Here is a 25,789-nt window from a genome sequence, read left to right as displayed (position 1 = left end):
TGCGAAGGCAAAGCTTAATTTCGATAATGACACGATGTCGGTCATTTCAGTAATTCCACAGGACGTGGCCTTCTTAGACTGAGTTCCTCTATTTCAGCGGATGTTTGTACACCCGCTTATAAGTCACTTATTTAATTACATACTTCTTGCCATTAAAATATTTTTATTACATATAATTTGATAATAAACGATACCGCTACATGTGTTCATATATTTTCTTTTTTATTCATTTATTAATCATTGAAAAAATGCCTAGTGGTGTTTAACCAAATTTATGGATGGGGGACAGTGAATGCACCTACAAAAAAAATCGTCTTGGTTTCTTGCATTATTAACTCTAATAGCGGTTATTTCAGTATTTTATTTGATGGATTCTACAAAACAATCAAAAGAGGATATTACCTTGTCTGTAGATGCAGGTCAAAGAGCAGCAATACAGAATGTGACGAAAGAAGTATCTTCTCCTAGCTCTTTATTTGAAGAAACTCGCCTTCAAGTTAGTAACGAAAGAAATCAACTTCGCCAAAAGTTAACGCAAAGAATAACGTCAGATGAATATTTTGTTGAAGAAAAAAATAACGCTTCTATTGAAATAGATACTCTCAATAAAGAAGAATCTACAGAAACAATACTTGAGAAGCAAATTAAATTATTAGGCTTTCCCGATGCTTTAGTAAGAATAGAAGGTGAAGAGGTTTCCGTTACTGTGGTGGCAAAGGAATTATCTAAATATCAAGCAAATGAAATTATCTATCTGGTAAAAGAAGAGTACGAGGATGCAAATGTACAAGTTAAATTCGGCGCAAAAAATTATTAAAAAGTAGAAAAAGGGTCTTCATTTTATTTACGAAAAACAGCGTCACGAAGGATTTTTTTATAGTGGAGAATACCGATTTCTAAGACGCTAGCCCCCTTCCCTCTTTATTCTACATATAGTGGGGATACACTAGAGTGGTCTTTATAATATCTCTGTCAATGTAAACAGTCTTATTAACATCTATGTAAGGCTTTTAAATCGATTGTTCTAATAATTGATGAATAAATCTTTTTATCGTGCGTTCTGTAGATTTAATTTGTTCAATATATTTTTCGGGAACTGTTGAAAAATGCCCTTTTGCAATCCTCCAGCCTTCCCTTAATTACACACCGTCTAATACATCTTGGTTATTAAATTGCAAAAAGGCAGTTGAAAATCAGCTTCAGCCGAACTTTCAACTGCCAAATTAAATATTTGATTTTTATTAGTACTCATTAAATATTACAGGATTGTTTTTTCGATTACATTTTGTTGCAGTGAACTGCGTTTTTTATTTGTTCTGCTCCTCTAAAAACTAGAGATTATCAAGGACTAACTGGAGGAGTAAGCCCTGTAAGAACAGGAGTTATTACAGTACTACCAGCTCCAAGGCGAACTTGTTGAACTTGCAGTACTTTTACAGTAAGCTCTAGCACGATTTTTTCACGTAATGTGTCGAAAGTGCCTTCTGGTGCTGCCATAACCGGTGAAAAATCAAGTTCAAAGAAGTTTGCAGCTACTAACTCGCCAAATGGTTGTTCATTGTATTTAACTAAATTTTGGAAGAAAGCTTTATCCAATCGAGCATCCATTTGCGTAGTTTCATTAAGGAAGTTCGCTTCGGCAAACTCGGAAATTCCTAAGATCGGAGTAGGACCTCCTACTGTTTGTGGGAAAGTAAGGTCTGTAAAACCAGAAAACTGAACATCAGCAATTCTATCTTGGAGTGCCCCGTTACATGCTGCTGAAGCATATTCTATATTTTTGCGAATATGTCCCGCTACAAATAATTTAGCTCTTGTTACCCTAAAAAAGTCAGTGCCAGCAATACGTGCAAAAGCAACCGGTACTAGTTTAACTTGATTTAGGAATACATTTTTTTTCACTCTTTTGATTTCAGTTGCTGCAGGACTAAGCGTAATATCTGCCTCCACAGCGATTTGAAGTGTTGGTTCTGCAAGTACAACCGGAACTTTAATAGTTGGAGTCGTAACCGGTGTAGCGACTATTGGAGTAATTTCACTAGTTAATGGGATTTGTTCAGTTGATGTTACTGGACAAGGGTCGACTTGACTAACTTGATTATCTAATTGATCACTCAAAAAATTCCCTCTTTTCATTTTTTTAGTATTAGAGAGCGCTCTCTATATTGCTAGAATATGTAGCGATTAATTCTATTTATAGACGTGTATACTAGTTTTTTCTGATTTTTAAAAAGGGATTTTTTAGAATGAACATCAAAATGCTAGATACTCACCATTTTTAGCACCTAGTTTTAATTGTTTAGTTACCTTTTTTGATTGGAGAATTTCAAGAAAATAATAGTCAAAAGCAGAAGCAATATTACGGAGAAAGATATTAGAGTACGAAAATGCTGGAACCGTATTTATACCACAAGAAATTACATTACAGGACTTAAATTATTGGATAGAAGAATATGTTGACCTTAAACTAGAACCGAATACGTACTACAATTATGAAGGTGTAATAAAGAATCACATCTTGCCTCCTCTAGGTAAATATAAAGTAAAATCTTTAGCCACTCATGTCTTACAACAGTTTATTAATTTAACAACACGTGAAGGTTTTGCTCATCAAACATTAAGCATAATCGTAGGTATCTTAAGCAAATCCTTAAATCACGCAGTGTATCCATACAAATACATTAAAGAAAACCCTATGCATTATGTAGAGCTCATGAAGGATAAAAGTAGAAAACCTACCCGTGGAGATTTAAAAATTCAATCAAAAGAAAACTTAAGAAGTATTAATAGTGTTTTAAATGAGGATCACCCTTTTTATTTACCATTTCACATTGGCTTACATTGTGGTGTGCGTGTAGATGAAGTTTGTGGGCTTGAATGGAAACATATAAATTTCGAGGAAATGACGTTGGAAAGTGAGCAGCAACTAATAGGTATCGAAGATGAAAACAGAAAAATACACTGGCAACCTAGACCTCCAAAATCAAAGGCTGGTTATCGAACAATTCCCTTTGGTAATGCTCTAACCAAAATCTTAAGACGCACTAAAAAAAAAACATGAAAATCGTTTAAAGTGCGGTGAGTTTTATAAAAAGAATCCAGAACATGATTATGTATGTAAAAAAAGAAAATGGCGAACATTGTACGTCAAGTGTCATCAAATATAATACTAGAAAAATTAAACATTAGTTTTAACTATCACTCATTGCGTCACACACATACAACGACATTAATAGAGAATGGTACACCTGTTAAAACTGTACAAATAAGATTGGGACATAGCAGAACCGTCACAAAAGATCGCGCTATGTCCACCTCACTGAGAAAATGGCCAGAGATGCTGCAAACATCTTTGATTCACTTGCTCAAGATATATAAGAATTGTTAACGTATTTTTTTATGGTGGGGAATTGGTGGGGAGCCCCACCATTTAACCCTTATATAAATTAAATAAATATGTCACAAACCCTTATCATATCATTACCGAATTACTTCGAATCATCCATCTTCAGAACAGCCATGAATGCTTCCTGTGGCACTTCAACTGAACCTACTTGTTTCATACGTTTTTTACCTTCTTTTTGTTTATCAAGAAGTTTTCGTTTACGAGAAATATCCCCACCGTAACATTTCGCTAATACGTTTTTACGCATAGCTTTAATTGTTGAACGAGCCACAATTTTTTGACCAACTGCTGCTTGAATTGGCACTTCAAATTGTTGACGTGGGATTAATTCTTTCAATTTTTCAACGATTACTTTACCGCGCTCGTACGCAAAGTCACGGTGTACGATAAAGCTTAGTGCATCGACTTGCTCACCATTTAATAAGATATCCATCTTCACTAGTTTTGAAGGCTGATAACCAATGAGTTCGTAGTCAAATGAAGCATAGCCCTTCGTATTTGACTTTAAATAATCAAAGAAATCATAAACGATTTCTGATAACGGCATTTCATAAATAATGCTGACACGTGTTGTATCAATATAATCCATTGTCATAAAATTACCGCGCTTCAATTGACAAAGCTCCATAACAGCTCCTACATAATCGTTTGGTACCATAATTGTAGCTTTTACATAAGGTTCTTCCACTTGATCAATTTTTTGAGGATCCGGCATAAATGAAGGGTTGTCAACCTTAACTGTAGATCCATCCGTCATTTGAACATTGTAAATTACAGAAGGCGCTGTTGTGATTAGATCAATGTTAAACTCACGCTCAATACGCTCTTGAATGATTTCCATGTGTAAAAGCCCTAAGAAGCCACAGCGGAAACCAAATCCTAGTGCTTGTGATGTCTCTGGCTCATATTGAAGTGCAGAGTCATTAAGTTCTAATTTTTCTAACGCTTCACGTAAGTCATTATATTTAGCTGTATCGATTGGATATAAGCCACAGTATACCATTGGATTTAAACGACGATAACCTGCTAATGGCTCAGCTGCTGGACGATTCGCAAATGTAACTGTATCCCCCACACGAGTATCACCTACATTTTTAATAGATGCTGTTAAATAGCCTACATCACCGACTGTTAATTCAGCTTGTGGTACAACTTTTGGTGTGTGTACCCCTACCTCAATAACTTCAAATTCTGCTCCAGTAGCCATCATACGAATTTTATCGCCAGGTTTTACTGTACCATTCATGATTCGAATGGAAATAATAACACCTTTGTAAGCATCGTAAACAGAGTCAAAAATAAGGGCTTGTAACGGTGCCTCCGGGTCACCAGTTGGTGCAGGCACTTTCTCTACAATTTGTTCTAAAATATCTTCAATCCCGATACCTGCTTTAGCAGAAGCTAAAACCGCTTCAGAAGCATCTAACCCGATTACGTCTTCAACTTCTTGACGTACACGTTCTGGATCTGCTGCTGGTAAATCAATTTTATTGATAACAGGTAAAATTTCTAGGTCGCTATCAAGCGCTAAGTATACATTTGCTAGTGTTTGTGCTTCAATACCTTGTGCTGCATCGACAACTAAAATTGCACCCTCACAAGCAGCTAAACTGCGTGATACTTCATATGTGAAATCGACATGTCCTGGTGTGTCGATTAAATGGAATATATACACTTCACCATCTTTAGCTTCATACTTTAATTGGACTGCATTTAATTTAATCGTAATGCCTCGCTCACGCTCTAAATCCATTGAGTCGAGTAGCTGTGCTTTCATTTCACGAGAGGTTAATGATTTTGTTTGCTCTAAAATACGGTCAGCAAGCGTTGATTTCCCGTGGTCAATATGTGCAATAATAGAGAAATTTCGTATATTCTCTTGTCTTTTTAAACGTGCTTCTCGGTTCATCTTTTCCACTCCTAATTAAACTATAATGAATTATACTATGAACCTTATATAAACCACAACAATAGAACGGCATAAATGCTGTTAAATCAATGGTTATTCTAAATAGTGTGCCATTTCCTCTGCAAAACAATGCAAAAACGAAAATGAGTTGCTAAGAGATATTTCCTATACCCTTCATAAAAAATAGCCAGCTACACCCAGAAATGGTGCACGCCGGCTATTTTATTACTAAATTAAATATTTATTGATTGTTGAATAAGGTTTGTTAATGTATTAACACCTTTTTGTTCTAAATGTACGCCGTCTGGAGTAAAAAATTCTGGATGGTTGATAGCAACCGAATGCCAATCAATCAATGTAATATTATCATGCTCTTGAGCTTTTTGTTGTAATGAATAATTTACTTTACTTTCCCATGGACGCGGTACTCGAGTATTCACTAAATAAATATCGGCATTGGAGAAAGATTCAAGTAGTGTATCGATCTGATCACTCGTAAAGTAACCATTTGTGCCTAGTTGAATAATAACTGCTTTATTTGGCTGATTAAAACTAGCGTAATTTGGTGCTAGTTTGACAGCTTGTGAAACTTGGCGACCAATCTTTGCATCAATCGTAATGTTCGGATAGATATTATGTAAGCTTGTAGCAATATCTATCGTTAAAGAATCTCCAATAGCTAATATTCCATTATAGGATTCATTTATAGGGTCAGCAGTAGTATCATGATCTCCCTGCTTAGGTTCCTCTTTGTCCGATTGAGGGCTAGTTTCAATTTGTTCATTCTGAACATTCGATGAATTGCTTTCTGATGTTTCTTTTTCCGCAACGGAATCATTATGCTTAGAAGGTTGTTCTCCACCATTTATTTTAATTTCTGTTGGCTTAGATTCTTTTGATTCCGTTTGTTCTTCTCCTACAACGCCTGTCATTCCAGTAAAAAATACTAGAAGGAATAGTGGAACAAGCACAGTAGAAATTTTTCTAGTAAACGAAAAGCTGCCCCATTTATTTTTATTAAATACAAGATACTGTCGATAATAGGAGCGGAATCCTTCCTTCCGTATTGGCATTTCGATAAAACGATACGATAATTCAGCAATAATCAAAATAAGAACTAGCTGTAAAGCAACTCGCCAGTACGCAGGATTACCTATTTCATGGACTGGAGTGCCCAATACCATTATCGGATAATGCCATAGATAAATTCCATACGATCTTGAACCAATCCAACGTAGAGGCTTCAAAGAAAGTAATTTTCCTAAAATGCTAATCGGATGGCATACACACGCTATTAATATTGCTGCATTCAAACAGAAAAGGAACATGCCTCCTCTATATAAAAAAGTTTGATATTCATCTACAAAAATAATACTTAAAATAAAAATACTAAAAGCAACCAAACTTATAGCATTTAGTTTATTGACATGGTCAGTAGATAGTTTTTGAGAAGATAGTCTTTTCATCGGCCAAACGAGAGCTAGCCAGCACCCTATAAGTAATTCAAAGGATCGTGTATCTGTCCCGTAATAGATACGACTAGGATCAGCTCCTGGCTCATACATTATGCCCATTAACACAGCTGAGCATAATGCACCGATAAAGATAAAAATGGCTAATTTACTCTGTTTTTTAACAAGATAAAGCCCTAGCATTAACAGAATTGGCCAAATAAGGTAAAATTGTTCCTCAATCGCTAAAGACCATAAATTTTTTATAGGTGAAGGAGATCCAAAACTATCAAAATAAGAGAGCTTATGAAAAATGAACCACCAATTACTTGAATAAAAAATAGAGGAAATTGCATCTCCGCGCAATGTATTTAGAAGTTCCTTATGAAATAAGGTAGCCCAAGTGAATGAAGTAATAATCATTACGTACGCAGCAGGTAATAGGCGTCGAAATCGCCCAACCCAAAATTCTCCTAGCCCTACTGTTAACTGATTTCCTTTTAAAGGTAAAATAGTAGAGGTTATTAAATAACCCGATAAAACAAAAAAGATATCAACTCCTAGGAATCCACCTCTGGCCCATTTGAAGTTAAAATGATAAGCTATCACAGCTAGTACTGCTAAAGCTCGAATCCCATCTAACCCGGGGATATAACGATGATTGACTGCCTTGCCTGACATAATATTCCTTCCTCTTCTTCCGATAGTCTACAAACCTTGTCGATATTTTTATAGTGTAAGCCAATATCGTCCCCTTTTAACTAATGATTCAGTGCATTCACTTATATAAATGACGGATGAGTATTAATAAAAGTTTATATAAAATGATATCTTTAAATATTTTTTTGATCATATAAACAACACGAAATTAACTTCTCATATGTATATCCTTTTATAATAAAGGTTAATCTTTTTCATATTTTATCCATTAAAAAAGCATCTCCAAAATGGTAGATGCTTTAAAAGCGTATTTCGCCTATGCATATGCCGCTACAAAACTACAACTCATAGTCAAATCTTTATGTGTTGACTCAAAAAATTATAAGACAAGAAATGAGTAATTAAAAGGCTTTACAATTATTTCCCCTAAAAAAATTCCTGGTATTTTTGCTAACAATCATTTAATTTTTCATACTTTGTCCAAAAAAATTAAGTGCAACGCCCTTCACAAATAATTGGCAAAAAGAGGCTATATAAAAAGTCCATCTTTTCGCCAATTCCAATATTAAATAAGACGTATATCATACTTGTTTTCCTGTAATGAAGGATTTTGCTATAGCTTTTCCTATTACAGCAATTGTACGATTCAATTCTTCTTCTGTATTGTCTATTCCACCTAGTTCGATTAAGATCATTTCTTTTGTTAAATCTTGATTATAACGTCCATCTACATTGTCACCACTTTTAGATATAACACCTCTAGAAATCTTTGGAACCATTTCATTCATAGCAGCAGATAGACTTTCTGCATAAGCAGTATTCCATCTATAATTCTTATGCTCTGCACCAATAACAATTGCAATCCGTGCATATGACTCGTTGTTATGTGTTAAGGTTGTCGCATCTCTCTTGGCAGAATCTCGATGCAAATCAATAACTAAATCATAGGATTGCTCTTGTAAACGTTTTGTTAAATAAGGACGAACAAAGTTATAAGAATCTGGAAAACTTTTCCCCTTAAGTTTTAGTTCCTTCATAACATCAACACCTAAAATATCCGTTTGTATACCATTCTTACTAAAATGCTTAGAAATAGTATCTTTTAAATTATAAATATTTGTTTTTTCGTCATAATAGGCCGCTTTTCCGCTAACAGCTTTCACCATTGGTTGATATGATTCCTGTGAATGCGTAAATAATAACAAGACTTTAAATGGATCTTTTGTTTGAACTTGCGTTTGCTCTTGCGTTTGCCCTTGCGTTTGCTCTTGCGTTTGCTCTTGCGTTTGCTCTTTTGTCTGCTCCAGTGCACTTTGTTCAGGTAAATTAGTAGCGGCAAACACGACTTGTTTATCCTCTGGTTCTTTAATCGGAGTCGATGCTTGCTTGTTGAACGGAAGTTGCCCAGCAATGACAGGTAATACGAAAAAGAACAATAATAAACCAAATGACCACTGTAGTTTTTTTAGCAAAGTCACACCCTCCTCCCCTTATCGTATGGAGGGGGGGTGCCTTTTAGAACGAAAAAAATTATAGATTACTTGCCCATTTCATAAGCATAGATGACACGAATTTTGCATACTTATCTACCCAATAATCAGCTTCCTTTGGCGTGACCATCAGCTGTGTATGCGAGCCTGCGAAAGTCTCTGCAAATAATTGCTGGCGCTCTTCTTTAGACCACGTAGCCCACTCACCAAAAATCGGCTTTACTAAAGACATATCTAGTTCTTTATTTATATCTGGTTGCCAAGACGATAATGACAATTTTGATGATGGTTTACTCCGCTCTGACACTCGTGCAGCTATAGAACGTAGCATTACCTCTACAGCATCCGCAATTAATACAGGTGCATCAACCACTGTTGGGATACCAATTGCAGTAACAGGAATGCCAAGCATCTCATATGAAATTTCCTTACGGTGATTTCCAACGCCTGAACCAGGGTGTATCCCTGTATCCGTTAATTGAATTGTTTTACATAAGCGATTACTAGCTCTTGTTGCAAGTGCGTCTACAACAATAATTAATTTAGGCTTAAGACGCTCTGCCAACGCCGCTACAAATTCACCAGTTTCATATCCTGTTTGCCCCGTTACTCCAGGCGCATACATAACGAATTTTTCATCAATTACATCTAAACTATGCAAATGATCAATAAGATACGGTCCTATAGCATCTGGTGTAATTGTACGATTCCCTAAACCAATAATGAGAATTTTGTCTTCTTCTTTCCATGCCATGGATTCATGCATTTTTTTAAAATTCACAAGCAATTCTTTCTCAAGCTGCTCAAACCCATCCTGATCTTCTAGCGTCAAAGTAGGCACAGAAAGAGTAATGTACTGACCTTTCTTCTTTCCAATTTGCTTCTCACCTTCTGCATCAACGAGCACATCAGTGATTTTTACCCGACCAGCATCCCGATCTTCAATTTGAATACCACTCGACTCTTTAAGCGTATCTTTTTGTTCTTTCGTTTGATGTAAAACAACCTCTTCAGATTCATCAATTAAATCCGTACGTTGCCAGTTAAAGTTTTGCATACAGTTCACCTCAACTGTAGTTTGTTCAAACTGTCAAGTAAATATTCTTTGCATTTATCTATTGCAATTTGGCCTAGCGTTTGTTAAAATGATTTTTGTTGTATTGACACAAGAAATCAATGAGAAGATATCATCTCGTACCTAATTTAGGAGGTGAAATATATGCCAAACATTAAATCTGCGATTAAACGCGTAAAAGTTAACGAAAAAGCTAACGCTGCTAACACTCAAGCTAAATCTGCAATGCGTACTACAGTGAAAAAAGCTGAAAACGCTGTTGTTGCTAAAGCTGAAAACGCACAAGAACTTTTACAAGCAGCTTACAAATCTTTAGATAAAGCAGCTTCAAAAGGACTTATCCACAAAAACGCGGCGGCTCGTAAAAAGTCTCGCCTTTCTAAAAAAGCGTAATTGTTATAAAGGATCAGTATACTCTATTAGGAGTTGCTGATCTTTTTAATTTATAAGAAAATCAATTATCCCTTGTCGTAACTTCATTTTCCCACTATTGTACTTACTATAAAGAGCTGCCCATGTTGCTTCGGACAGCTCATCAATAGATGTTTTCTTATCGCTATACCCTTAAAGTTGACGCAATAAAAAGAGTTCTAAATAACGCTCACGATTGCCTCCTGTTGATTTCAGTTGTAAATCGACCTCTGCTAACTGATATAAAGCCTTCAATAAGCTTTCCTCTGATGGACGATTACGCTGCTCAACCATCAACTTGACACGATAAGGATGTATTTTTAAATTTTTTGCGATTTGCTGTGGATGATAACCCTTTTTTAATAAATAAAATACATTGGACATCGTACGTACATTTGATGCAAGCAATCCAACAAGCATGATAGGCTCTTGCTTTTGACGTAGTAAATCGTGATAAATAGACAATGCCCCTACAGAATCGTTCGCAAAGTAAGCATTTAACATTTTAAAGGCATCCTGCTCTAACGTTTTTGCCACTAAATCCTCGACTAGCGTAGCAGTTATTTCACCACCATCTCCTACATAAAGCGTTAGCTTCTCAACTTCCATTTGCAACTGTAGCATATTCGGTCCCACCATTGCGACAAGCTGCTCAATAGCATTTTGTTTTATGCTGTTACCCTCTGCTTTGACTATACTTTGTATCCACACAGCTAAGTCCTGCTCCTTTGGTGTTTCAGCTTGGACTAACAACGCATGCTCCTTCATCATCTTTGTCACTTTTTTACGTTCATCCAATTTCTCATAAGGAGCGATAAAAACTGTTACTGAAAAATCAGAAGGGTTAGCAAGCCATGTTTCTAAGCGTTTAATATCATGGTCAATTTTTTCTTTTCCTTTTTCGGTTGCTTTTAAAAAGGATGCGTTTTTAGCAATGATAAGCTTTCGCTCAGAAAAAAAAGGAATTGTATCTGCTTCATCCATAACGGCATCCACTGGAACTTCTTCCAAATCAAATGTTGACATCTCTATCTCTTCTTCGGGTCCTATCGCTTCTTTTAACCGTTTAACTGTTTCATCTATAAAATAGCCTTCCTCACCCACGAGTAAATAAACTGGTGAGAGCTCTCCTTTTTTGATATTATTCCAAACCGTTGAAATCATAATTTTCCCTCCATCTAGCAATACTACTAGTATACATGATTTACATTCCTTTGTGACTTTGACCGAATTGTGTCGATTCCTTGCCACTTGGCAAATTCTCCTTTTCGATATAGCTTTTATGAAAATGATGTCTTATAATAAATAACAGAATTGGAGGGATAACAATGAATCCATTTGAAGGAAAAAACATACAATGCCGCCGCAATGATGCAATCGATTCTGGAGTTGGCTTCGGTGTATCATTCGGAATGTTTGCAGTTATGTTTATCATCGCAATAGTAGTAGAAGTAGCATCTAGATAATTAAATGTAATGTACGAGGAAAAGACCTTGCTCATTGGACAAGGTCTTTTTCCTTTTGTACAGACCAACTAGTTCCATCAATTCTTACTTCAATCGTCCCATCTATTCCAGTTGTTAAAGTAGATAAATTCCGACTTGTAAAACGCTCCACAACCTCATCATGTGGGTGACGATAGCGATTATTGAGTCCAGAGCTGAAAATGGTTAATTCAGGCCGTAACAGCTCCACAAATGGCTCAATACTTGATGTTTTACTGCCATGGTGTCCAGCCTTCAACAATGTCGTATCCGCTAATTGCTTGTTATAAAGATTAATAAGTTCTTGTTCACCATACGCCTCTAAATCACCAGTTAATAATGCTCGAAATGACCCCTGTTGCATATATAAAACAATTGAATCATCATTCCCCTCATAAAGGGTGTCACGGGGCCATAAATAATGAAAACTAGTTTTTCCTATGCGCCACGCAGTTCCCTGCATTTTTTCTTTCACAGGAACTTTTTGCTTTTTGGCTTCCATCAGTAAATCCCGCATCACAGGCTTATCCATTGAACCAGGAGTGAGATGAATTTCATGCATGTTAATCTCTTGCAAAATCTCTTCAGCTCCCTCTACGTGATCGGCGTCCGCATGAGTGGCGATAAAAATATCAATGTCTCGTATCCCTTTTCCTTTCAAAAATGGTACAACAACTTGTCTCCCAACCTCATATGGGCTATCTGAAGCCTTCCAAATTTCCTGCTCAAAACGAAGTAAGCCCCCTGAATCAATAACATACACAGCCCTTCTAAACGGTAATTCAATAACCGTACAATCACCCTGACCGACGTTTAAAAATGTCAGCTTAGTTTCGTTAAACAACATTGGTGATAAATGAATGCACAATGCAGGAATAAAGATCGCAACTGTAAATTTACCATAATGTTTTATCTCCATAAAATAGAAGCCTGCTAGTACACTGATCAACGCCACGCAAATAAGCCATATAGCGGGCTTACCAGGCGACCACAGCTGAAACGGCAATTCCTGAAGATATAAAATAAACTTTGTAAGCCAAATACGGAGCGGCTCGTACACAACAAAAAAAGCTTTTGCTACTGGCATCGACATAATCGTTATTACAAATAAGGCAATATTTAAAGGCAAAATAACAAAGGAAAACAGTGGTACGAAAATAATATTCGCTAAAAATGAAGAAATAGAAATTTCATAAAAATGATGGAGTAATAATGGATAAACAAGTAACTGGCACACAAATGTAATAAAAAATGAACGAATCAACCAGTTCGTGGATCGTTTTAAAATGACCCCTGAATAGACGAGACTAACCGTTGCTAAATATGACAATTGAAAGCCAATCTGATAAATGACACCTGGTTCAAGTAGGACAAAGCAAATAAAGCTAATTGCTAGAGCATCATCAATCGATATTTGCCACCTAGCGTAACGCATCAGCATGATTAATTCTACAACAGATACTGCGCGCCATACGGACGGAGCACCACCAGCTAGCACCCCATAGATAGGTAAGATGATGAGTAAAATTAAGGTCGCCATTTCCTTCCGTACACCTATACGTAGGAGACCTTCAAAAAACAACCATGAGACAAGTGCCACATGCAAACCAGAGATAGCAAATATATGAGTGATGCCAAGCTTTTGATAGGCTCTTTGAAGCTCATGATCGACTTGATCCTGTGATCCTATTAGAAGTGCTTGTGCCTCTGCAACTAGTGACTCAGGGAATGTTGTTTCAATATGTTTTTTCATAGAATGTCTCTGTTTAGCAAGAAACGAACGAATGGATTTTTTCTCTTCTATAAAGGTCCAGCTTGAAACTTCAAATATTCCTCTAGCACCTTTACTGATCAAATATTTTTCCATAGAAAACGCGTATGCATGTGCAGGTGGAAGAGGTGCTACAAGTTCTCCTTGGACTAGATAGGTCCTACCTGTCAATGAAGTAGTTTCATAAAAGCTTTTCTCTTCTTCTGATGAAAATGTATAGACGACATACAGCTTCTCACCTGTTTCAGTTTTGACAAAGCCTCTAAGCTTTTGGCCATTTATTTTATATTCACTCGACCAAGTTATTTGGGATGTTGACGGTAGGGGGGAAGATTCCGTCAGTTGAAATGTAACGATGAAGAAATAAGAAAGAAATCCAATGGCTATAACAAGTGCTGAAATTAAACCCCTTTCACCTTTCAATTTAAGCCATAACGCGAAAAGCAGAAGAATAGCGAGTAGCCAAGCTGACTTGTGTGCCGCTATTGCAGCAACAAGTACAGCTAGTGCTACGTAAATCCATTTATGCTTTAAAGCTTTTTGCCAAATAATGCACTCACCTTCTGTTCATATGGGAGCAATTTTTCTGCAGGCATACCACTTTCACGAAGTTCGTTTAGCATGTCTATGTACAAGGCTAATTTTTCGTCGCTTAAAAAGTCAATTTTACGTTCATCAAACGGAACGTGTACAATCTCTACACCTGCTTTTTCAAATAATTCTTGTGCATAAGGGTTATTTTTATAATCCGTAGCGTAATACACACGTTCAATACCTGCCTGAATAATAGATTTCGTACATGGCAGACACGGGAAATGTGTAACATATAAGTCTGCACCTTTTGTAGGCGTACCATATTTAGCACATTGTAGCAGAGCATTCATCTCAGCATGCACTGTACGCACACAATGGTTATCAACAACATAGCAGCCTTTTTCAATACAATGTTCATCACCTGTAATTGAACCGTTATAGCCACCTGCTATAATTCGCTTATCTCTAACGACAGTAGCTCCTACTGCAAGCCTTGTACATGTACTACGTAATGCGAGTAAATGGCTTTGCGCCATGAAAAATTGATCCCAAGTAATTCGCTCCATACGACTACCTCCATAAATTTAATTAAATTGATTAATATGCTGTGCCTTTATTGCAACAGTCTTTTTCTACTTTAGTGTAGCCTTTTTTGAAAAGAATCGTCAATATCTCAAAACTTACTGCCATTATTTAACTGTAATGAAATCCTTCAGCTTCTCAAACGTTTTTTCGCCAATACCACTCACTTTTTTTAAGTCCTCAATTGTTTTAAAGCCACCATTCTCCTCACGATACGAAATAATGCTTTGAGCCTTTGATGGACCAATACCTGATAATGTCGTAAGTGCTGCTTCATCTGCTTTATTTAAATTGACCTTTTGATCTTTCATACCATTGTTACTTTGTGATGTTCCGCTAGTAGGCATCGTCAAGATATTAGAGGTAATTTCGTCTGGCTTTTCACCCTTTATAGGAATGTAAATAACCATCTCATCCTCAACTTTTTGCGCATGATTAATGAGTTGCGTATCAGCATCCTGCGTATAGCCACCTGCAAGCTTTACCGCATCTATAATTCGTTGGTCAGTTTGTAGCTCATAGACACCTGGATACATAACAGCACCCTTTATATCAACAAATACCTGCTGTATGACCGCTTCATCAACAGATTCTTTCATTTCATGTTGTTCAATAGGTTGGATTGTTTCGATGAGCTCTTCTTGGGGAGGTGAAGAGTCAGAACTCGAAAAAAAGAAGTAACTAAGTCCACTGATTGCAAGTATGCCGGGGATCAACATACTTTTTTTGTACTTTTGCCAAAAAGATTGGATCATCTATAACATCCTTTCCTTTGCAAAAGGTAATCATATGGAGTCTATTTCATCTTACAATATCCTTCATGTGTTGAAAAGATAAATTATTTATAGAAAGTGTGACGACTATAAAAATGGTCCTTACCCATTGCTAATTATAGCAATGACGAACTCAAATAAAAGCTCATCACCATAACGTGCAGTTGATTTCCGTTCCGACTGGGCGCTTTCCTGGGGGCGTCCGATGAGCCGCTTCGCTTCGCTGCAGGGTCTCATCTGTGACGCTGATCCCCAAGGAGTCGCCCAGTCTCCACTCCAATCAACTAAATCACTTCGATGAATCAATCCGTCACTTTTATTTCTACCAATCAATGTAAAAAGAACCACGATGCATATTGGCGCAACGTTGCTCTCTTTTAGCAATACTTTTTAAAAGCATTAGTCTTCTAATAGATCTTTAAATTTCGCTTGAAGTTCAGTCATTAAGATTCCCTCTTTGTGAAAATGGCGAATAAGTACAGACTGCATCATATCATCCTCTTGAGTTGGATTCATCTTCATTAATATATGATTAATCTTCTCGGCGAGCTGTACTGGATTGGCGTACATCGTATTCCAAGCGCGAACCTTTAACTCTAAATCTGTACCAAGAGCTGCTTCCTCCAAGTCTTGTATCGCTACAGGCTCACTAAAGTGCGCAAACGGGTCTTCATATGTATCTGTATGTAAAAAATGAATACAATCTTCTAACTTGTCTGCTACACGTATTGTATCCACAAAAACTCCGTGTTCATTTTCATATAAATGACTATTTTCCAACATTAAAAACGGTGCGTGTTGCTGAAGCCCAATCACTCGTTTTTTCAATTGCGGTGTAATAAAGATGAAGCCATTCTCTAGCTGCAATGTTTGAACGTATCCAGAAAAATTACCGCTTTCAGCAAAATCACTATATGTTTTTGGACGATAATAAAATTCAGCGTCTAACTCCTCTGCTTCAATCGTCCACTCAACCTCTGGGCAATCAAAAATAACGCGAAGTGAAAAACCATTAGCTGTTTTTCTGAGCTCATCGTAAATATAAAACTGCTTTGGGACTACATGACCTAACTCACTTATAATATTGTTAAACGTTAAAGAAATGATTGATTTTGCAGTAAAACCTCCCGCCATATCCAGTGTTAATTCAACTTGAGTAGCAGTACGGCGGATACTAACTATGTTTGCATCATGAAGGCTTTGCTCAAAGACCTCTCTTTCCTTTGGTTTCATATAAGCTAACGTTCTCTGCTTTTCCTCATATGCTGCATCCAGAATATTTTCAAATAGCTGCTCCTGTTCATTTCTCCATCGTGAAAAATCTTCCCATACATGTTTAGGAACATCTGGTGTATTCAACGTACCATCTAAAACATATGTATGAAACCGCAATGGTAAATAGTTTATTAAACTATCCCGTAATTCAGCTAACTCCTGCTTTTTTTCTTTATATATATCAATATCATTTTCCTTTGCATAGGCAAGGCTCTGTGTCCACTCTTCATCAGAATCGTAAATAAGTAGTTTCATCGCACTTTCATACGCTGTTTTCTCTCGCAATGTTAAATGCCACATAATTTCAGCTCCTTTTAATTGGGTTGTAAGATAACAGAAACATTATTTCGGAAGCAAAACAAAATAATAAACAACGAAAAATAAAAACAGCTTACTGGTTAGTTTACCAGCAAGCTGTTTTACTATTTTAGCGCACGGATAAAAATGCGTTCACTTTCATATTCAGGGCCTTCATCTGTAAAATCTGCTGTTACTTCTACATGATTAAAGCCAATTTTCTGAAGCCATGCCATATATTGCTCAATTGAGAATGTGCGTTGGTTATGCTCCTCGTCGAAACGTTCATACAGATCACTCTCAGCATCACGCACATAAAACGTCATTTGGTGGACAACGGAATGTTCAAAATCGCCAGGCTCCGTATGCCATACATAGCTAATATCACCATCGTCATACGTAAACGGCCCGTCTAAAAATATATCATTCATTTTGAATAACGAATGCACGTCAAAAAACAGTTGGCCTCCATCTCGTAAAGCACCATAAATACGTTCTAATGTTGAATAAACTGCTTTTTCCTCCACTACATAATTCAGCGAATCAATAGCAATCGTTACAACGTCAAGCGCCTCAAAGCCCTCTAATTCATCCATCGACATACAATAGAGAGGCACATGTAATCCTGCATCAGCAAAGCGCTCTGCGGCAATTGAGAGCATATTTTCAGATAAATCGATTCCACTCACCTTGTAACCTGCCTGCGCAAACAACAGGCCAAGTACACCTGTACCACAGCCGATATCTAAGAGATTTGGAAATTGACTGCTTGGTGCATGCTGCAAAACCCACTCCACATAAAGATTGTAAGGGATATCGGTTTGCAGCTCATCATACACGTGCGCAAATCGTTCGTAACTACTCACACTTAAGCCTCTGGCATGTCTAGTTGAGGTGCATCGCCCCATAAACGCTCTAAGTTATAATAAGCACGTTCATCTTTATGGAAAACATGCGCTACAACATCTCCTAGGTCTACAAGAATCCAGCGTGCTGCATCGAAGCCTTCTACGCGTCGAATTTCAAAGCCCTCTTTTACTGCTACCTCTTGTAATTCACGTGCGATTGCTTGCACTTGGCGGTCAGAATTACCATGAGAAATAATAAAGTAATCCGCTAAAAGTGAAATACCTTGCATATTTAAAACGACAATATCCTCACCATGTTTGTCGTCAATTGCTTTGTAAGCTGATTGTAATAAAGTTGAAGTCATCCTTCACTGTCCTCTCTTTTCATCATATCGTTGTAACATTCTATTGATAATGGATAAATTGGTTGTTTTGTGTCAATTAAAAATGCCAATGTATGGCGCACACAAGCACTCATCGCTTTATCCAAATTTTTCTTTACTTTTTTTCGTAGACGATCAACACCATCAAATTTACGATTAGGTTCAATCATATCTGCAACAAAAATAATTTTTTCTAAACGGCTCATGCCCACGCGTCCTGTTGTATGAAAACGAATAGCATTTAACATATCCTCATCTGTAATGCCAAATTCGCTTTCTGCAATATATGCACCTACTGGACCATGCAGTAATTCACTACCCCAGCCAATAAGGCGAGCATCTAATTTTTCATCACGGACGATTTTCTCCATCCATTCGATATCTGCATATTTCGCAATATCGTGAAGGATGGCTGCTGTCTCAGCTTTTTTTTCATCCTCACCATATAATGTTGCTAGCTCAATGGCTGTTTCCATTACACCAATGGTATGAATATAGCGCTTCTCAGGCATACGTGGCTTAATCGCCGCCAAGTACTGTTCGCGTTCCATATAGACCTTCCTCTCGTATGAACGTCTCTACCGCTTCAGGCAGTAAAAAAGTAATCGTTCCTCCAGTGGCAAGGCGTTCACGAATCAGTGTGGACGATAAATCGATTTGGGGAGCTTCCACCATTACTATAGGATACTCTGTTGTGGCCTCTGTTCCTGGACGCTTTACTCCTACAAATTGCACAAGCTTCACTAATTCATCAATACAGTACCATGTATGAAGCGAATCAATCATGTCACCTCCAATGATAAAGTAAAACTTCACATTAGGCTCTCTTATACACATCGCAGAAAGTGTCTTATATGAATAGGATACGCCACCCTTATCCACCTCATACGACTCCACAGAAAAATACGGATATGGACTTATTGCACGCCTTACCATTTCAAGGCGTTCCACAACGCTAGCATCATGACGTGCGAACTTATGTGGTGGCAACGCATTTGGCATAAAGCGAACTTCATCTAGATCTAATGCATGCAGTACTTCATTAGCCATCATTAAATGTCCATTATGCGGTGGATTAAATGTACCTCCCAGTAAACCGATCTTTTTCATCGTCTCACCTTATTTCGTTACTTTTGGTAATGCAATCTTTTTATGATTGCGGGACTCTTTATATAAAACAACTGTCAGTCCAATTAATTGCACAAGCTCTGCATGAGCACCTTTAGCAAGTGCTTCTGCAACTTCATGCTTGTCCTCCTCACAGTTATCTAAAATACGTACCTTAATCAACTCTCGTACTTCTAATGCTTCACGAATTTGCTTTGTCATTTCGTCATTGACGCCGCCTTTTCCTACTTGGAAAATCGGTGTTAAATGATGTGCTTCTGCACGTAAAAAACGTTTTTGTTTACCTGTTAACATAAAAATTAATTTCCTCCTAATTGCGCCTTTAATTGCGCAATCATTGAATTTGTATTTGGGTATTCACCAAGCCAATGCTCAAAAGCAATAGCCCCTTGGTGAACGAACATTCCAAGACCCGTAACGACGGTTGCTCCTTTTTCCTCAGCCGCTTTTAAAAAAGGCGTCATTAATGGATTATACACAATATCGGCCACAATTGCGCCTTTTGCAAGTCGTTCTAGTGAAAATGGCATTGAAAAATTGCCCGTAGCAAGTCCAGCCGATGTCATTTGCACTAAAATGCCGAAATCAGCTAATGATTCCTCAGCCTCTGCTAAAGAAATAGCATTCCCTATACCTATTTCATCGACAATTGCTTGAGCATTTGCCACTGTGCGATTGGCAATGGTTAAATTCGTATAACCATGCTGCTGCATAGCAAAAGCAATACCGCGAGCAGCACCGCCCGCACCAATAAGAAGAACTGGCTTGTCTTTATGTGACTTGCCAACCGCTTCTTCTAGCGAACGCACAAAACCAACACCGTCTGTATTGTATCCCTTTAATTTTCCTTCTTTTGTTCGGACAACCGTATTGACAGCTCCCATTTTTTCTGCCAACTCATCTAGCTCATCTAAATAAGGAATGATCGCTGTTTTATGTGGGATTGTAATGTTCCAGCCACTTGCACTTAATGTTTTCAGACCAGCAACCGCTGACTCCAAATTTTCAGAAGTTACACGCACTGGAATATACGTCGCATCTATCGACAGCTCCTCGAACCAAGCATTATGCATTGTTGGAGATTTCGAATGCTCGATTGGATCACCAATAACCGCAAACCATTTCTTCATTTCCTAGTCCCTCTTCTCTACTGTACATCCTAAATTAGTGATGGGCGAATTGAAACTTGTACCCCCTTTGGTGCATAAGCGGCTACAACAACATTGGCATGTTGCACTGTAATCCATCCAAGACCAGAGAATACAACGTCTGTTTTCGCTTCTTTGATAGAGAACTCATGACGCACTAATGGCGGTACCTGTTCTATAAATTCGGCCGTTGGAGGTGCAAGCAATTCACCCTTATGCTCTGCATACAATGCATCTGCCTTTTCAAGCTTTGTACGGTGTATTGGTAAGTCATTTGCCACGTGTACCGTAAATGCCGAACGATCTCCTTGAATAAAGTCAAAACGAGCAAGAGCACCGATAAATAGCGTTTGTCCTGCATTTTGTTGAAATACTTTTGGCTTTATTTCTTTTTTAGGCATAATATATTTTAATTCGCTAGCGTCAATATGGTGTGCCATCTGATGATGATTAATAATCCCTGGTGTATCATATAATGCACTACCATCATCTAATGGAATTTCAATCATATCTAAAGTAGTACCTGGGAAATGAGAAGTTGTAATAACCTCACCTTCACCAGTAGCCTGCTTGATAATGCGATTAATGAACGTGGATTTCCCAACATTTGTACAACCTACAACGTAAACATTTTGTCCATTACGGTATTCATCAATGGCTTCCATAGCTTCAGCCATTCCTTTTCCTTTATGGGCACTCACTAAAAGTACATCGACAGGTTGTAGACCAAGAGCCTTTGCTTCACGTTTTAGCCAATTAATCACTTTTTTCGGTTTCACAGATTTCGGTAATAGATCGGCTTTATTCGCGATTAATAACACAGGATTATTACCAACGAAACGGTGAAGTCCTGGTAACCAGCTCCCATTGAAGTCAAATATATCAACAATTTTTACGATTAAGCCTTGCTGTGTTCCAAGACCGTTTAATATGCGTAAAAAGTCGTCATCTGTTAATGAAACTGGTTGAATTTCATTATAATTTTTCAAACGGAAGCAACGTTGGCAAATGACCACGTCTTTTTCTAATGATGATGGGGGTGCATACCCAACTGCTGTTTTATCTTCTGTTTGAATTGTTGTACCACAGCCAATACAATTTGGCATTTCGTTCATTCTTTTTCCTCCCAAGTAGTGATTCCTTTTCGTTTCAAATTATTGAACACACGACGTTCAATAAATCGATTGAATTTTGTTACGAGCCCATCTGATTGTGCAACTGGTTTTACTAGTACCGTATGCAAGCCTAAGCGATTTGCGCCCATTACATCTGTTAGTAGTTGGTCTCCTACCATTACTACTTCCTGTGGTCGTAACCCTAATTGAATAATCGCACTATAAAAGGCATTACGAAGTGGCTTTCTCGCCTTATGAATATAAGGAATATCTAATGGCTCAGCAAATTGCTTTACACGTGCTTCTTTGTTATTCGACGCAATAATAACCCGAATGCCTGATTCTTTCATAATGCGAAGCCAAATAATAAGCTCTTCCGTTGCATCTGCACGGTCCCATTCCACAAGCGTATTATCTAAATCCGTAATAATACCTTTAATGCCTAAGTCTTGAAGCTTTTCCGGTGTAATTTCATAAATACTCGTGACAAATTCATCTGGTAATAAAAAATTATACAAAATAGCGACCCCTAATCTAAACGTATTATTCGACCATTATAGCATATTTGCAAAGGCTTCACCCATTCGAATTGGGCTTCCTTGTACAACATTTTCCGTAAATTCTATTGCACCCTTTTCAAACAGCATAACTACTGTTGAGCCGAATGAAAAATATCCGACTTCTTCACCTTTACGCCACTGCGTTGTTGTATTAGTAAGCACGATAGAGTTTACAAAGGTAGCACCAACTTTAATAAATGCTACCTGCTGATTATTCGCCACTTTCAGCTCCGTTACTGAACGATAATTGTGTGAAATTGGTTTTTTACCGTATGTAAGACCGAGCTGATTAACAGGATAGGATTTTTGACCAAGTGTATATTGTCTTAGCACTTCCCCATCAATCGGGCTATGAATACGGTGATAATCTGCAGGACTCAAGTAAAACACGATATAATGTCCATCTGCATATTGTGAAGCACGTTCTGCATTGCTAAGTAAATCTTGTAAAGCATAAGGCTTACCCTTTACAAGAAACGTCATATCCCATTCGATACGTCCAAATGATTCCACTTTCGCATCCACTGGACTTACATAGGTAGAGGAATTTTGTTCAATTGGACGTGCATGTTCTAAAAGCTCCCTTGTAAAAAAATCATGTAAACTTGAAAAATGTTGTTGTTTTTTTGAGACATCTTCAAGATTAATGTCGTAAACCTTCATGTAACTTGGAATAATACGTTTACTCCACTTTGCTTTTGCAATAGATTGCAAAATATGGGAGGATTGCTTGCCGTTTGTTAATTCAATCAAGCGTTGATATAGTTTTTCTTTCATAAAACAAAACCCCTATCGATTAATTTAGACTGTCAATTTTTTCGCATTCGAAGTATAATGGTAAAATATCTTAAGTGCAAAGGAGTGATCCCCCTTGTTTTTTTATCACAAGTTGGTGGATACCACGGTTAAGAAAATGAAATCGCAAGCAGCAAACTTTATCACAATCAGTAATATGTCCTTCGGCGGCGCGGCCATAATGGCTACACTACACGAATACTATAGCTACAGTGTCTTGTTTATCTTTATCGCAGCCCTTCTCGATCGCTATGACGGAAAGGTTGCTAGAGCTCTCGGACAAGTGTCTGATTTAGGTAAACAATTAGATTCTATGAGTGATATTATATCATTTGGTGTGGCGCCTGCATTATTAATGTATAAAGTTGTCTTAGTCGACTTTGGTTTTGTCGGCATGACGATGACAGTACTGTATATCGTCTGCGGTGCGATGAGATTAGCTCGCTTCAATATTAGTGAAGCAAACGGCTACTTTACAGGGTTACCAATTACAGCGGCAGGTACGATCTTAACTTTAACGTATTTTGCATCTAATACGTTCCACCCGGCATTTTATCTTTTCCTATTCCCAATACTAGCATTACTAATGATTAGTACAATCACGTTAAAAAAAGTGTAACAGCGCATTTGCTGTTGCACTTTTTTTCATTTAACACAGTTTCAGAACATATACTGTCGAAAAATGGGGAAAGGATGAAATCATTCAATGAGCGGAATTTTTACATCTATGTTGCAGTTATGGCTTGAGATCCCAGCGTTACTTGGCTATTTAAAGGGGCAAACATTCCATAAACCCTTTTCAAAAGAAGAGGAAGCTGCTTGTATTGAACGATTTTTAGGCGGTGATGAGCAAGCGCGTCTTGACCTAATTGAACGTAATATGAGACTTGTCGCACATGTTGTGAAGAAATTCCACCCAAAGCATGAACAACTTGATGATTATATTTCCATCGGTACTATTGGTCTTATGAAAGCTGTAGAAAGTTATACTCCTGACAAAAAGACCCGTCTTGCCACTTATGCCGCCCGCTGTATCGAAAATGAAATTTTAATGCATCTGCGTACACAGAAAAAAGTGCAAAAAGATGTTAGCTTATTTGAGCCAATCGGTACAGATAAAGATGGTAATGCCCTACAAATCCGAGATCTCTTACAATGCGATGAAGAGAGTGCAACAGAAAAACTTGAACATAAAGAGCATGTTGCACAACTATATCATTATTTGCATATGCTCGACGAACGTGAGCTCGAAATCGTTACACTTCGCTATGGTCTTAACCAGCAGGATGCACTCACACAAAAGGAAATCGCTGCACGTTTAAGTATTTCTCGTAGTTATGTATCTCGCATTGAAAAGCGAGCACTTATTAAACTCTATCAGTTATATAAACGAGATCAAAAGATTATTGAGTAAAATATATTGTAAATTGATAATTATAAAATTACAATAAATCCATTGCATTATTCTGTGATTAATCTTGTATTTTTTGTTACAAAAGTACCTTAGGCTTATCATCATAACGTAGGGTTGATTTCCGTTCCGGCTGAGCGTTTTCCTTTGAGCGTCCAACCTTCACTCCAATCAACTTATAGGGAACGTTTTAACAAATATCATACCGAACTTTTCGGTAATTAGCCCATCCTTAGAAGTTAGCATAAATAATTAAGCTAAAAAAGCTCCCTTGCGTCATTAAATGTCGCAAGAGAGCTTTTTCTCTTAATGAATTTCAACAGATTCTGAAAGTTCTACTGAAATAAGTGTACCGAGTAACATCGTAATAATGACTACACCTGCTGTTAAAAATAGCATTATGAATGCCTCCCATCTAAATATGAAGAGATTTATTAACAACAGTTTAGCATTTGCGAGACTTTTAAACTGTGATTTTTCTCACACTAAAAGGTGCTCATTTTGACTATTTTGTGTAGTTTATCCCGCAGATTGGTGAAAACGAATAATCAGTGGGGATGAAAAAAACCCCACTGATTATTTATAACGATTCGATAGCTTTTAGTACTATTTGTGTTGAATGCTTTGCAGCTACTGGTAAAAACTCATCGAAGCTAATATTCGATTCTTTTCCAGCAATATCTGATAAAGCACGAATAACAACAAACGGAGTACCAAATTGATAGCATACTTGTGCAACAGCTGCTGCTTCCATCTCCACTGCCTTCATTTGTGGGAAATGACGACGGACAGCTTCTACACGAACAGGATCATTCATAAATGCATCACCCGAGCAAATTAAACCAATACCATATTGGTGCTCCCCAACAGCCTCTACTGCCTCTTCAGCCACTTTCATAAGTTTTTCATCTGATTTATAAGCTGCTGGCATACCAGCCATCTGACCCATTTCATAACCGAAAATCGTTACATCTACATCATGGTGACGGACTTCATCTGAAATAACGACTGCGCCTACTTCAAGAGTTTCATCATAGCCTCCAGCAGAGCCCGTATTAATGACTACATCAGGCTTGAATTCATGTAATAGAATAGTAGTTGACATTGCAGCATTCACTTTACCAATACCACTTTTTAATAAAACTACCTTTTTCCCTTTATAAGTTCCTGTTGTATATTCACTGCCTGCAATTGTTGTGCTTTTTGCCTGATCTAATGAAGCTCGTAAAAGCTCTACTTCCTCTTCCATTGCGCCGATTACTGCAATTTTCATATCTATGTTA

At 37.4% G+C, this 25,789-nt stretch carries 27 protein-coding genes and 1 pseudogene; 8 read left to right on the top strand and 20 right to left on the bottom strand.

The genetic code is table 11. The annotated features are described in order from the left end of the window. Positions 1-292: 292 nt before the first annotated feature. Complete coding sequence (locus ABH968_RS01905) at positions 293-817, top strand: SpoIIIAH-like family protein (protein WP_370042036.1); 525 nt, start codon at positions 293-295, stop codon at positions 815-817. Positions 818-1,341: 524 nt separating this feature from the next. On the opposite strand, the gene ABH968_RS01900 is transcribed toward ABH968_RS01905, so the two are convergent. Continuing rightward, on the bottom strand, positions 1,342-2,136 hold the full coding sequence (locus tag ABH968_RS01900) for a CsxC family protein (protein ID WP_370042035.1): 795 nt from the start codon (positions 2,134-2,136) through the stop codon (positions 1,342-1,344). Positions 2,137-2,356: 220 nt separating this feature from the next. Between ABH968_RS01900 and ABH968_RS01895 the strand changes: the two are divergent. From ABH968_RS01895 to ABH968_RS01885, 3 genes and pseudogenes are all read left to right on the top strand, one after another. After that, positions 2,357-2,572 (top strand): annotated as a pseudogene (locus ABH968_RS01895) (tyrosine-type recombinase/integrase); the annotation flags it as partial. Between the two features lie 123 nt (positions 2,573-2,695). Next, positions 2,696-3,061, top strand: coding sequence for a site-specific integrase (locus ABH968_RS01890; protein WP_370042034.1), 366 nt, complete (start codon positions 2,696-2,698; stop codon positions 3,059-3,061). A gap of 69 nt (positions 3,062-3,130) precedes the next feature. Then, positions 3,131-3,388 carry a tyrosine-type recombinase/integrase gene (locus tag ABH968_RS01885; RefSeq protein WP_370042032.1) on the top strand — a complete coding sequence of 86 codons (258 nt, stop codon included), beginning with the start codon at positions 3,131-3,133 and terminating at the stop codon, positions 3,386-3,388. Between the two features lie 100 nt (positions 3,389-3,488). Here ABH968_RS01885 and lepA read toward each other — a convergent pair whose 3' ends face one another. The 4 genes from lepA to gpr form a co-directional block, all read right to left on the bottom strand. Further along, positions 3,489-5,315, bottom strand: coding sequence for a translation elongation factor 4 (gene lepA, locus ABH968_RS01880; protein ID WP_370042031.1), 1,827 nt, complete (start codon positions 5,313-5,315; stop codon positions 3,489-3,491). A gap of 233 nt (positions 5,316-5,548) precedes the next feature. After that, positions 5,549-7,447, bottom strand: a complete 1,899-nt coding sequence (locus ABH968_RS01875; RefSeq protein WP_370042029.1) for an acyltransferase family protein — start codon at positions 7,445-7,447, stop codon at positions 5,549-5,551. A gap of 560 nt (positions 7,448-8,007) precedes the next feature. After that, positions 8,008-8,904, bottom strand: coding sequence for a stage II sporulation protein P (gene spoIIP, locus ABH968_RS01870; RefSeq protein WP_370042028.1), 897 nt, complete (start codon positions 8,902-8,904; stop codon positions 8,008-8,010). 52 nt (positions 8,905-8,956) lie between these two features. Then, positions 8,957-9,973: a GPR endopeptidase gene (gpr, locus tag ABH968_RS01865; protein WP_370042026.1), complete on the bottom strand. Its 1,017-nt coding sequence runs from the start codon at positions 9,971-9,973 to the stop codon at positions 8,957-8,959. A gap of 162 nt (positions 9,974-10,135) precedes the next feature. On the opposite strand from gpr, the gene rpsT reads away from it, so the two are divergent. Next, positions 10,136-10,384, top strand: coding sequence for a 30S ribosomal protein S20 (gene rpsT, locus ABH968_RS01860; RefSeq protein WP_370042024.1), 249 nt, complete (start codon positions 10,136-10,138; stop codon positions 10,382-10,384). A gap of 171 nt (positions 10,385-10,555) precedes the next feature. Here the strand turns inward: rpsT and holA are convergent, their stop codons facing one another. Beyond that, the gene (holA, locus tag ABH968_RS01855) at positions 10,556-11,566 is read right to left on the bottom strand and encodes a DNA polymerase III subunit delta (RefSeq protein WP_370042177.1); all 1,011 of its coding nucleotides are present in this window, start codon (positions 11,564-11,566) and stop codon (positions 10,556-10,558) included. Positions 11,567-11,730: 164 nt separating this feature from the next. On the opposite strand from holA, the gene ABH968_RS01850 reads away from it, so the two are divergent. After that, complete coding sequence (locus ABH968_RS01850) at positions 11,731-11,868, top strand: YqzM family protein (RefSeq protein WP_082337542.1); 138 nt, start codon at positions 11,731-11,733, stop codon at positions 11,866-11,868. 31 nt (positions 11,869-11,899) lie between these two features. On the opposite strand, the gene ABH968_RS01845 is transcribed toward ABH968_RS01850, so the two are convergent. The 13 genes from ABH968_RS01845 to ABH968_RS01785 all read right to left on the bottom strand — a co-directional run bounded on the left by ABH968_RS01845 (position 11,900) and on the right by ABH968_RS01785 (position 23,077). Further along, positions 11,900-14,080 (bottom strand): DNA internalization-related competence protein ComEC/Rec2, encoded by a 2,181-nt coding sequence (locus ABH968_RS01845; protein ID WP_370042022.1) that lies wholly within the window; start codon positions 14,078-14,080, stop codon positions 11,900-11,902. A 107-nt stretch (positions 14,081-14,187) separates the two neighbouring features. Next, the gene (locus ABH968_RS01840) at positions 14,188-14,757 is read right to left on the bottom strand and encodes a ComE operon protein 2 (RefSeq protein ID WP_370042020.1); all 570 of its coding nucleotides are present in this window, start codon (positions 14,755-14,757) and stop codon (positions 14,188-14,190) included. A 123-nt stretch (positions 14,758-14,880) separates the two neighbouring features. Next, positions 14,881-15,528, bottom strand: a complete 648-nt coding sequence (locus ABH968_RS01835; RefSeq protein ID WP_370042019.1) for a helix-hairpin-helix domain-containing protein — start codon at positions 15,526-15,528, stop codon at positions 14,881-14,883. A gap of 417 nt (positions 15,529-15,945) precedes the next feature. Continuing rightward, positions 15,946-17,121 (bottom strand): DUF4085 family protein, encoded by a 1,176-nt coding sequence (locus ABH968_RS01830; RefSeq protein ID WP_370042017.1) that lies wholly within the window; start codon positions 17,119-17,121, stop codon positions 15,946-15,948. Positions 17,122-17,243: 122 nt separating this feature from the next. After that, entirely contained in the window at positions 17,244-17,984 is a 741-nt protein-coding gene (locus ABH968_RS01825) for a class I SAM-dependent DNA methyltransferase (protein ID WP_370042015.1), read from the bottom strand. A gap of 2 nt (positions 17,985-17,986) precedes the next feature. Continuing rightward, positions 17,987-18,331: a ribosome silencing factor gene (gene rsfS / locus ABH968_RS01820; protein ID WP_370042014.1), complete on the bottom strand. Its 345-nt coding sequence runs from the start codon at positions 18,329-18,331 to the stop codon at positions 17,987-17,989. Next, positions 18,328-18,900, bottom strand: a complete 573-nt coding sequence (gene yqeK / locus ABH968_RS01815; protein WP_370042012.1) for a bis(5'-nucleosyl)-tetraphosphatase (symmetrical) YqeK — start codon at positions 18,898-18,900, stop codon at positions 18,328-18,330. Before yqeK ends, rsfS begins: the two co-directional genes overlap by 4 nt. Next, positions 18,869-19,459 carry a nicotinate-nucleotide adenylyltransferase gene (locus ABH968_RS01810; RefSeq protein WP_370042010.1) on the bottom strand — a complete coding sequence of 197 codons (591 nt, stop codon included), beginning with the start codon at positions 19,457-19,459 and terminating at the stop codon, positions 18,869-18,871. Before ABH968_RS01810 ends, yqeK begins: the two co-directional genes overlap by 32 nt. Before the next feature lie 9 nt (positions 19,460-19,468). Then, positions 19,469-19,771, bottom strand: coding sequence for a ribosome assembly RNA-binding protein YhbY (gene yhbY / locus ABH968_RS01805; RefSeq protein WP_053484736.1), 303 nt, complete (start codon positions 19,769-19,771; stop codon positions 19,469-19,471). 5 nt (positions 19,772-19,776) lie between these two features. Further along, positions 19,777-20,607 (bottom strand): shikimate dehydrogenase, encoded by an 831-nt coding sequence (gene aroE / locus ABH968_RS01800; protein WP_370042008.1) that lies wholly within the window; start codon positions 20,605-20,607, stop codon positions 19,777-19,779. Positions 20,608-20,636: 29 nt separating this feature from the next. After that, positions 20,637-21,740 (bottom strand): ribosome biogenesis GTPase YqeH, encoded by a 1,104-nt coding sequence (yqeH, locus tag ABH968_RS01795; protein ID WP_370042006.1) that lies wholly within the window; start codon positions 21,738-21,740, stop codon positions 20,637-20,639. After that, positions 21,737-22,258, bottom strand: coding sequence for a YqeG family HAD IIIA-type phosphatase (locus tag ABH968_RS01790; protein ID WP_370042004.1), 522 nt, complete (start codon positions 22,256-22,258; stop codon positions 21,737-21,739). Before ABH968_RS01790 ends, yqeH begins: the two co-directional genes overlap by 4 nt. A gap of 36 nt (positions 22,259-22,294) precedes the next feature. Further along, positions 22,295-23,077 (bottom strand): phosphatidylserine decarboxylase, encoded by a 783-nt coding sequence (locus tag ABH968_RS01785; RefSeq protein ID WP_370042002.1) that lies wholly within the window; start codon positions 23,075-23,077, stop codon positions 22,295-22,297. Between the two features lie 136 nt (positions 23,078-23,213). Here ABH968_RS01785 and pssA point away from each other — a divergent pair, with 136 nt between their 5' ends. Together pssA and sigK are read left to right on the top strand one after the other, a co-directional pair. Further along, on the top strand, positions 23,214-23,714 hold the full coding sequence (gene pssA / locus ABH968_RS01780) for a CDP-diacylglycerol--serine O-phosphatidyltransferase (RefSeq protein ID WP_370042175.1): 501 nt from the start codon (positions 23,214-23,216) through the stop codon (positions 23,712-23,714). Between the two features lie 87 nt (positions 23,715-23,801). Beyond that, positions 23,802-24,509 carry an RNA polymerase sporulation sigma factor SigK gene (gene sigK, locus ABH968_RS01775; RefSeq protein WP_370042001.1) on the top strand — a complete coding sequence of 236 codons (708 nt, stop codon included), beginning with the start codon at positions 23,802-23,804 and terminating at the stop codon, positions 24,507-24,509. 577 nt (positions 24,510-25,086) lie between these two features. Here the strand turns inward: sigK and mtnN are convergent. After that, positions 25,087-25,779: a 5'-methylthioadenosine/S-adenosylhomocysteine nucleosidase gene (gene mtnN / locus ABH968_RS01770; protein ID WP_370041999.1), complete on the bottom strand. Its 693-nt coding sequence runs from the start codon at positions 25,777-25,779 to the stop codon at positions 25,087-25,089. Positions 25,780-25,789: the final 10 nt, after the last annotated feature.

Origin of the sequence: Lysinibacillus sp. RC79, assembly GCF_041262405.1 — a bacterium.
In the GTDB taxonomy this organism is placed as follows: domain Bacteria; phylum Bacillota; class Bacilli; order Bacillales_A; family Planococcaceae; genus Lysinibacillus.
The sequence above is the reverse complement of the archived record's forward strand: the minus strand, read 5'-3'. Positions and strand labels throughout refer to the sequence as shown.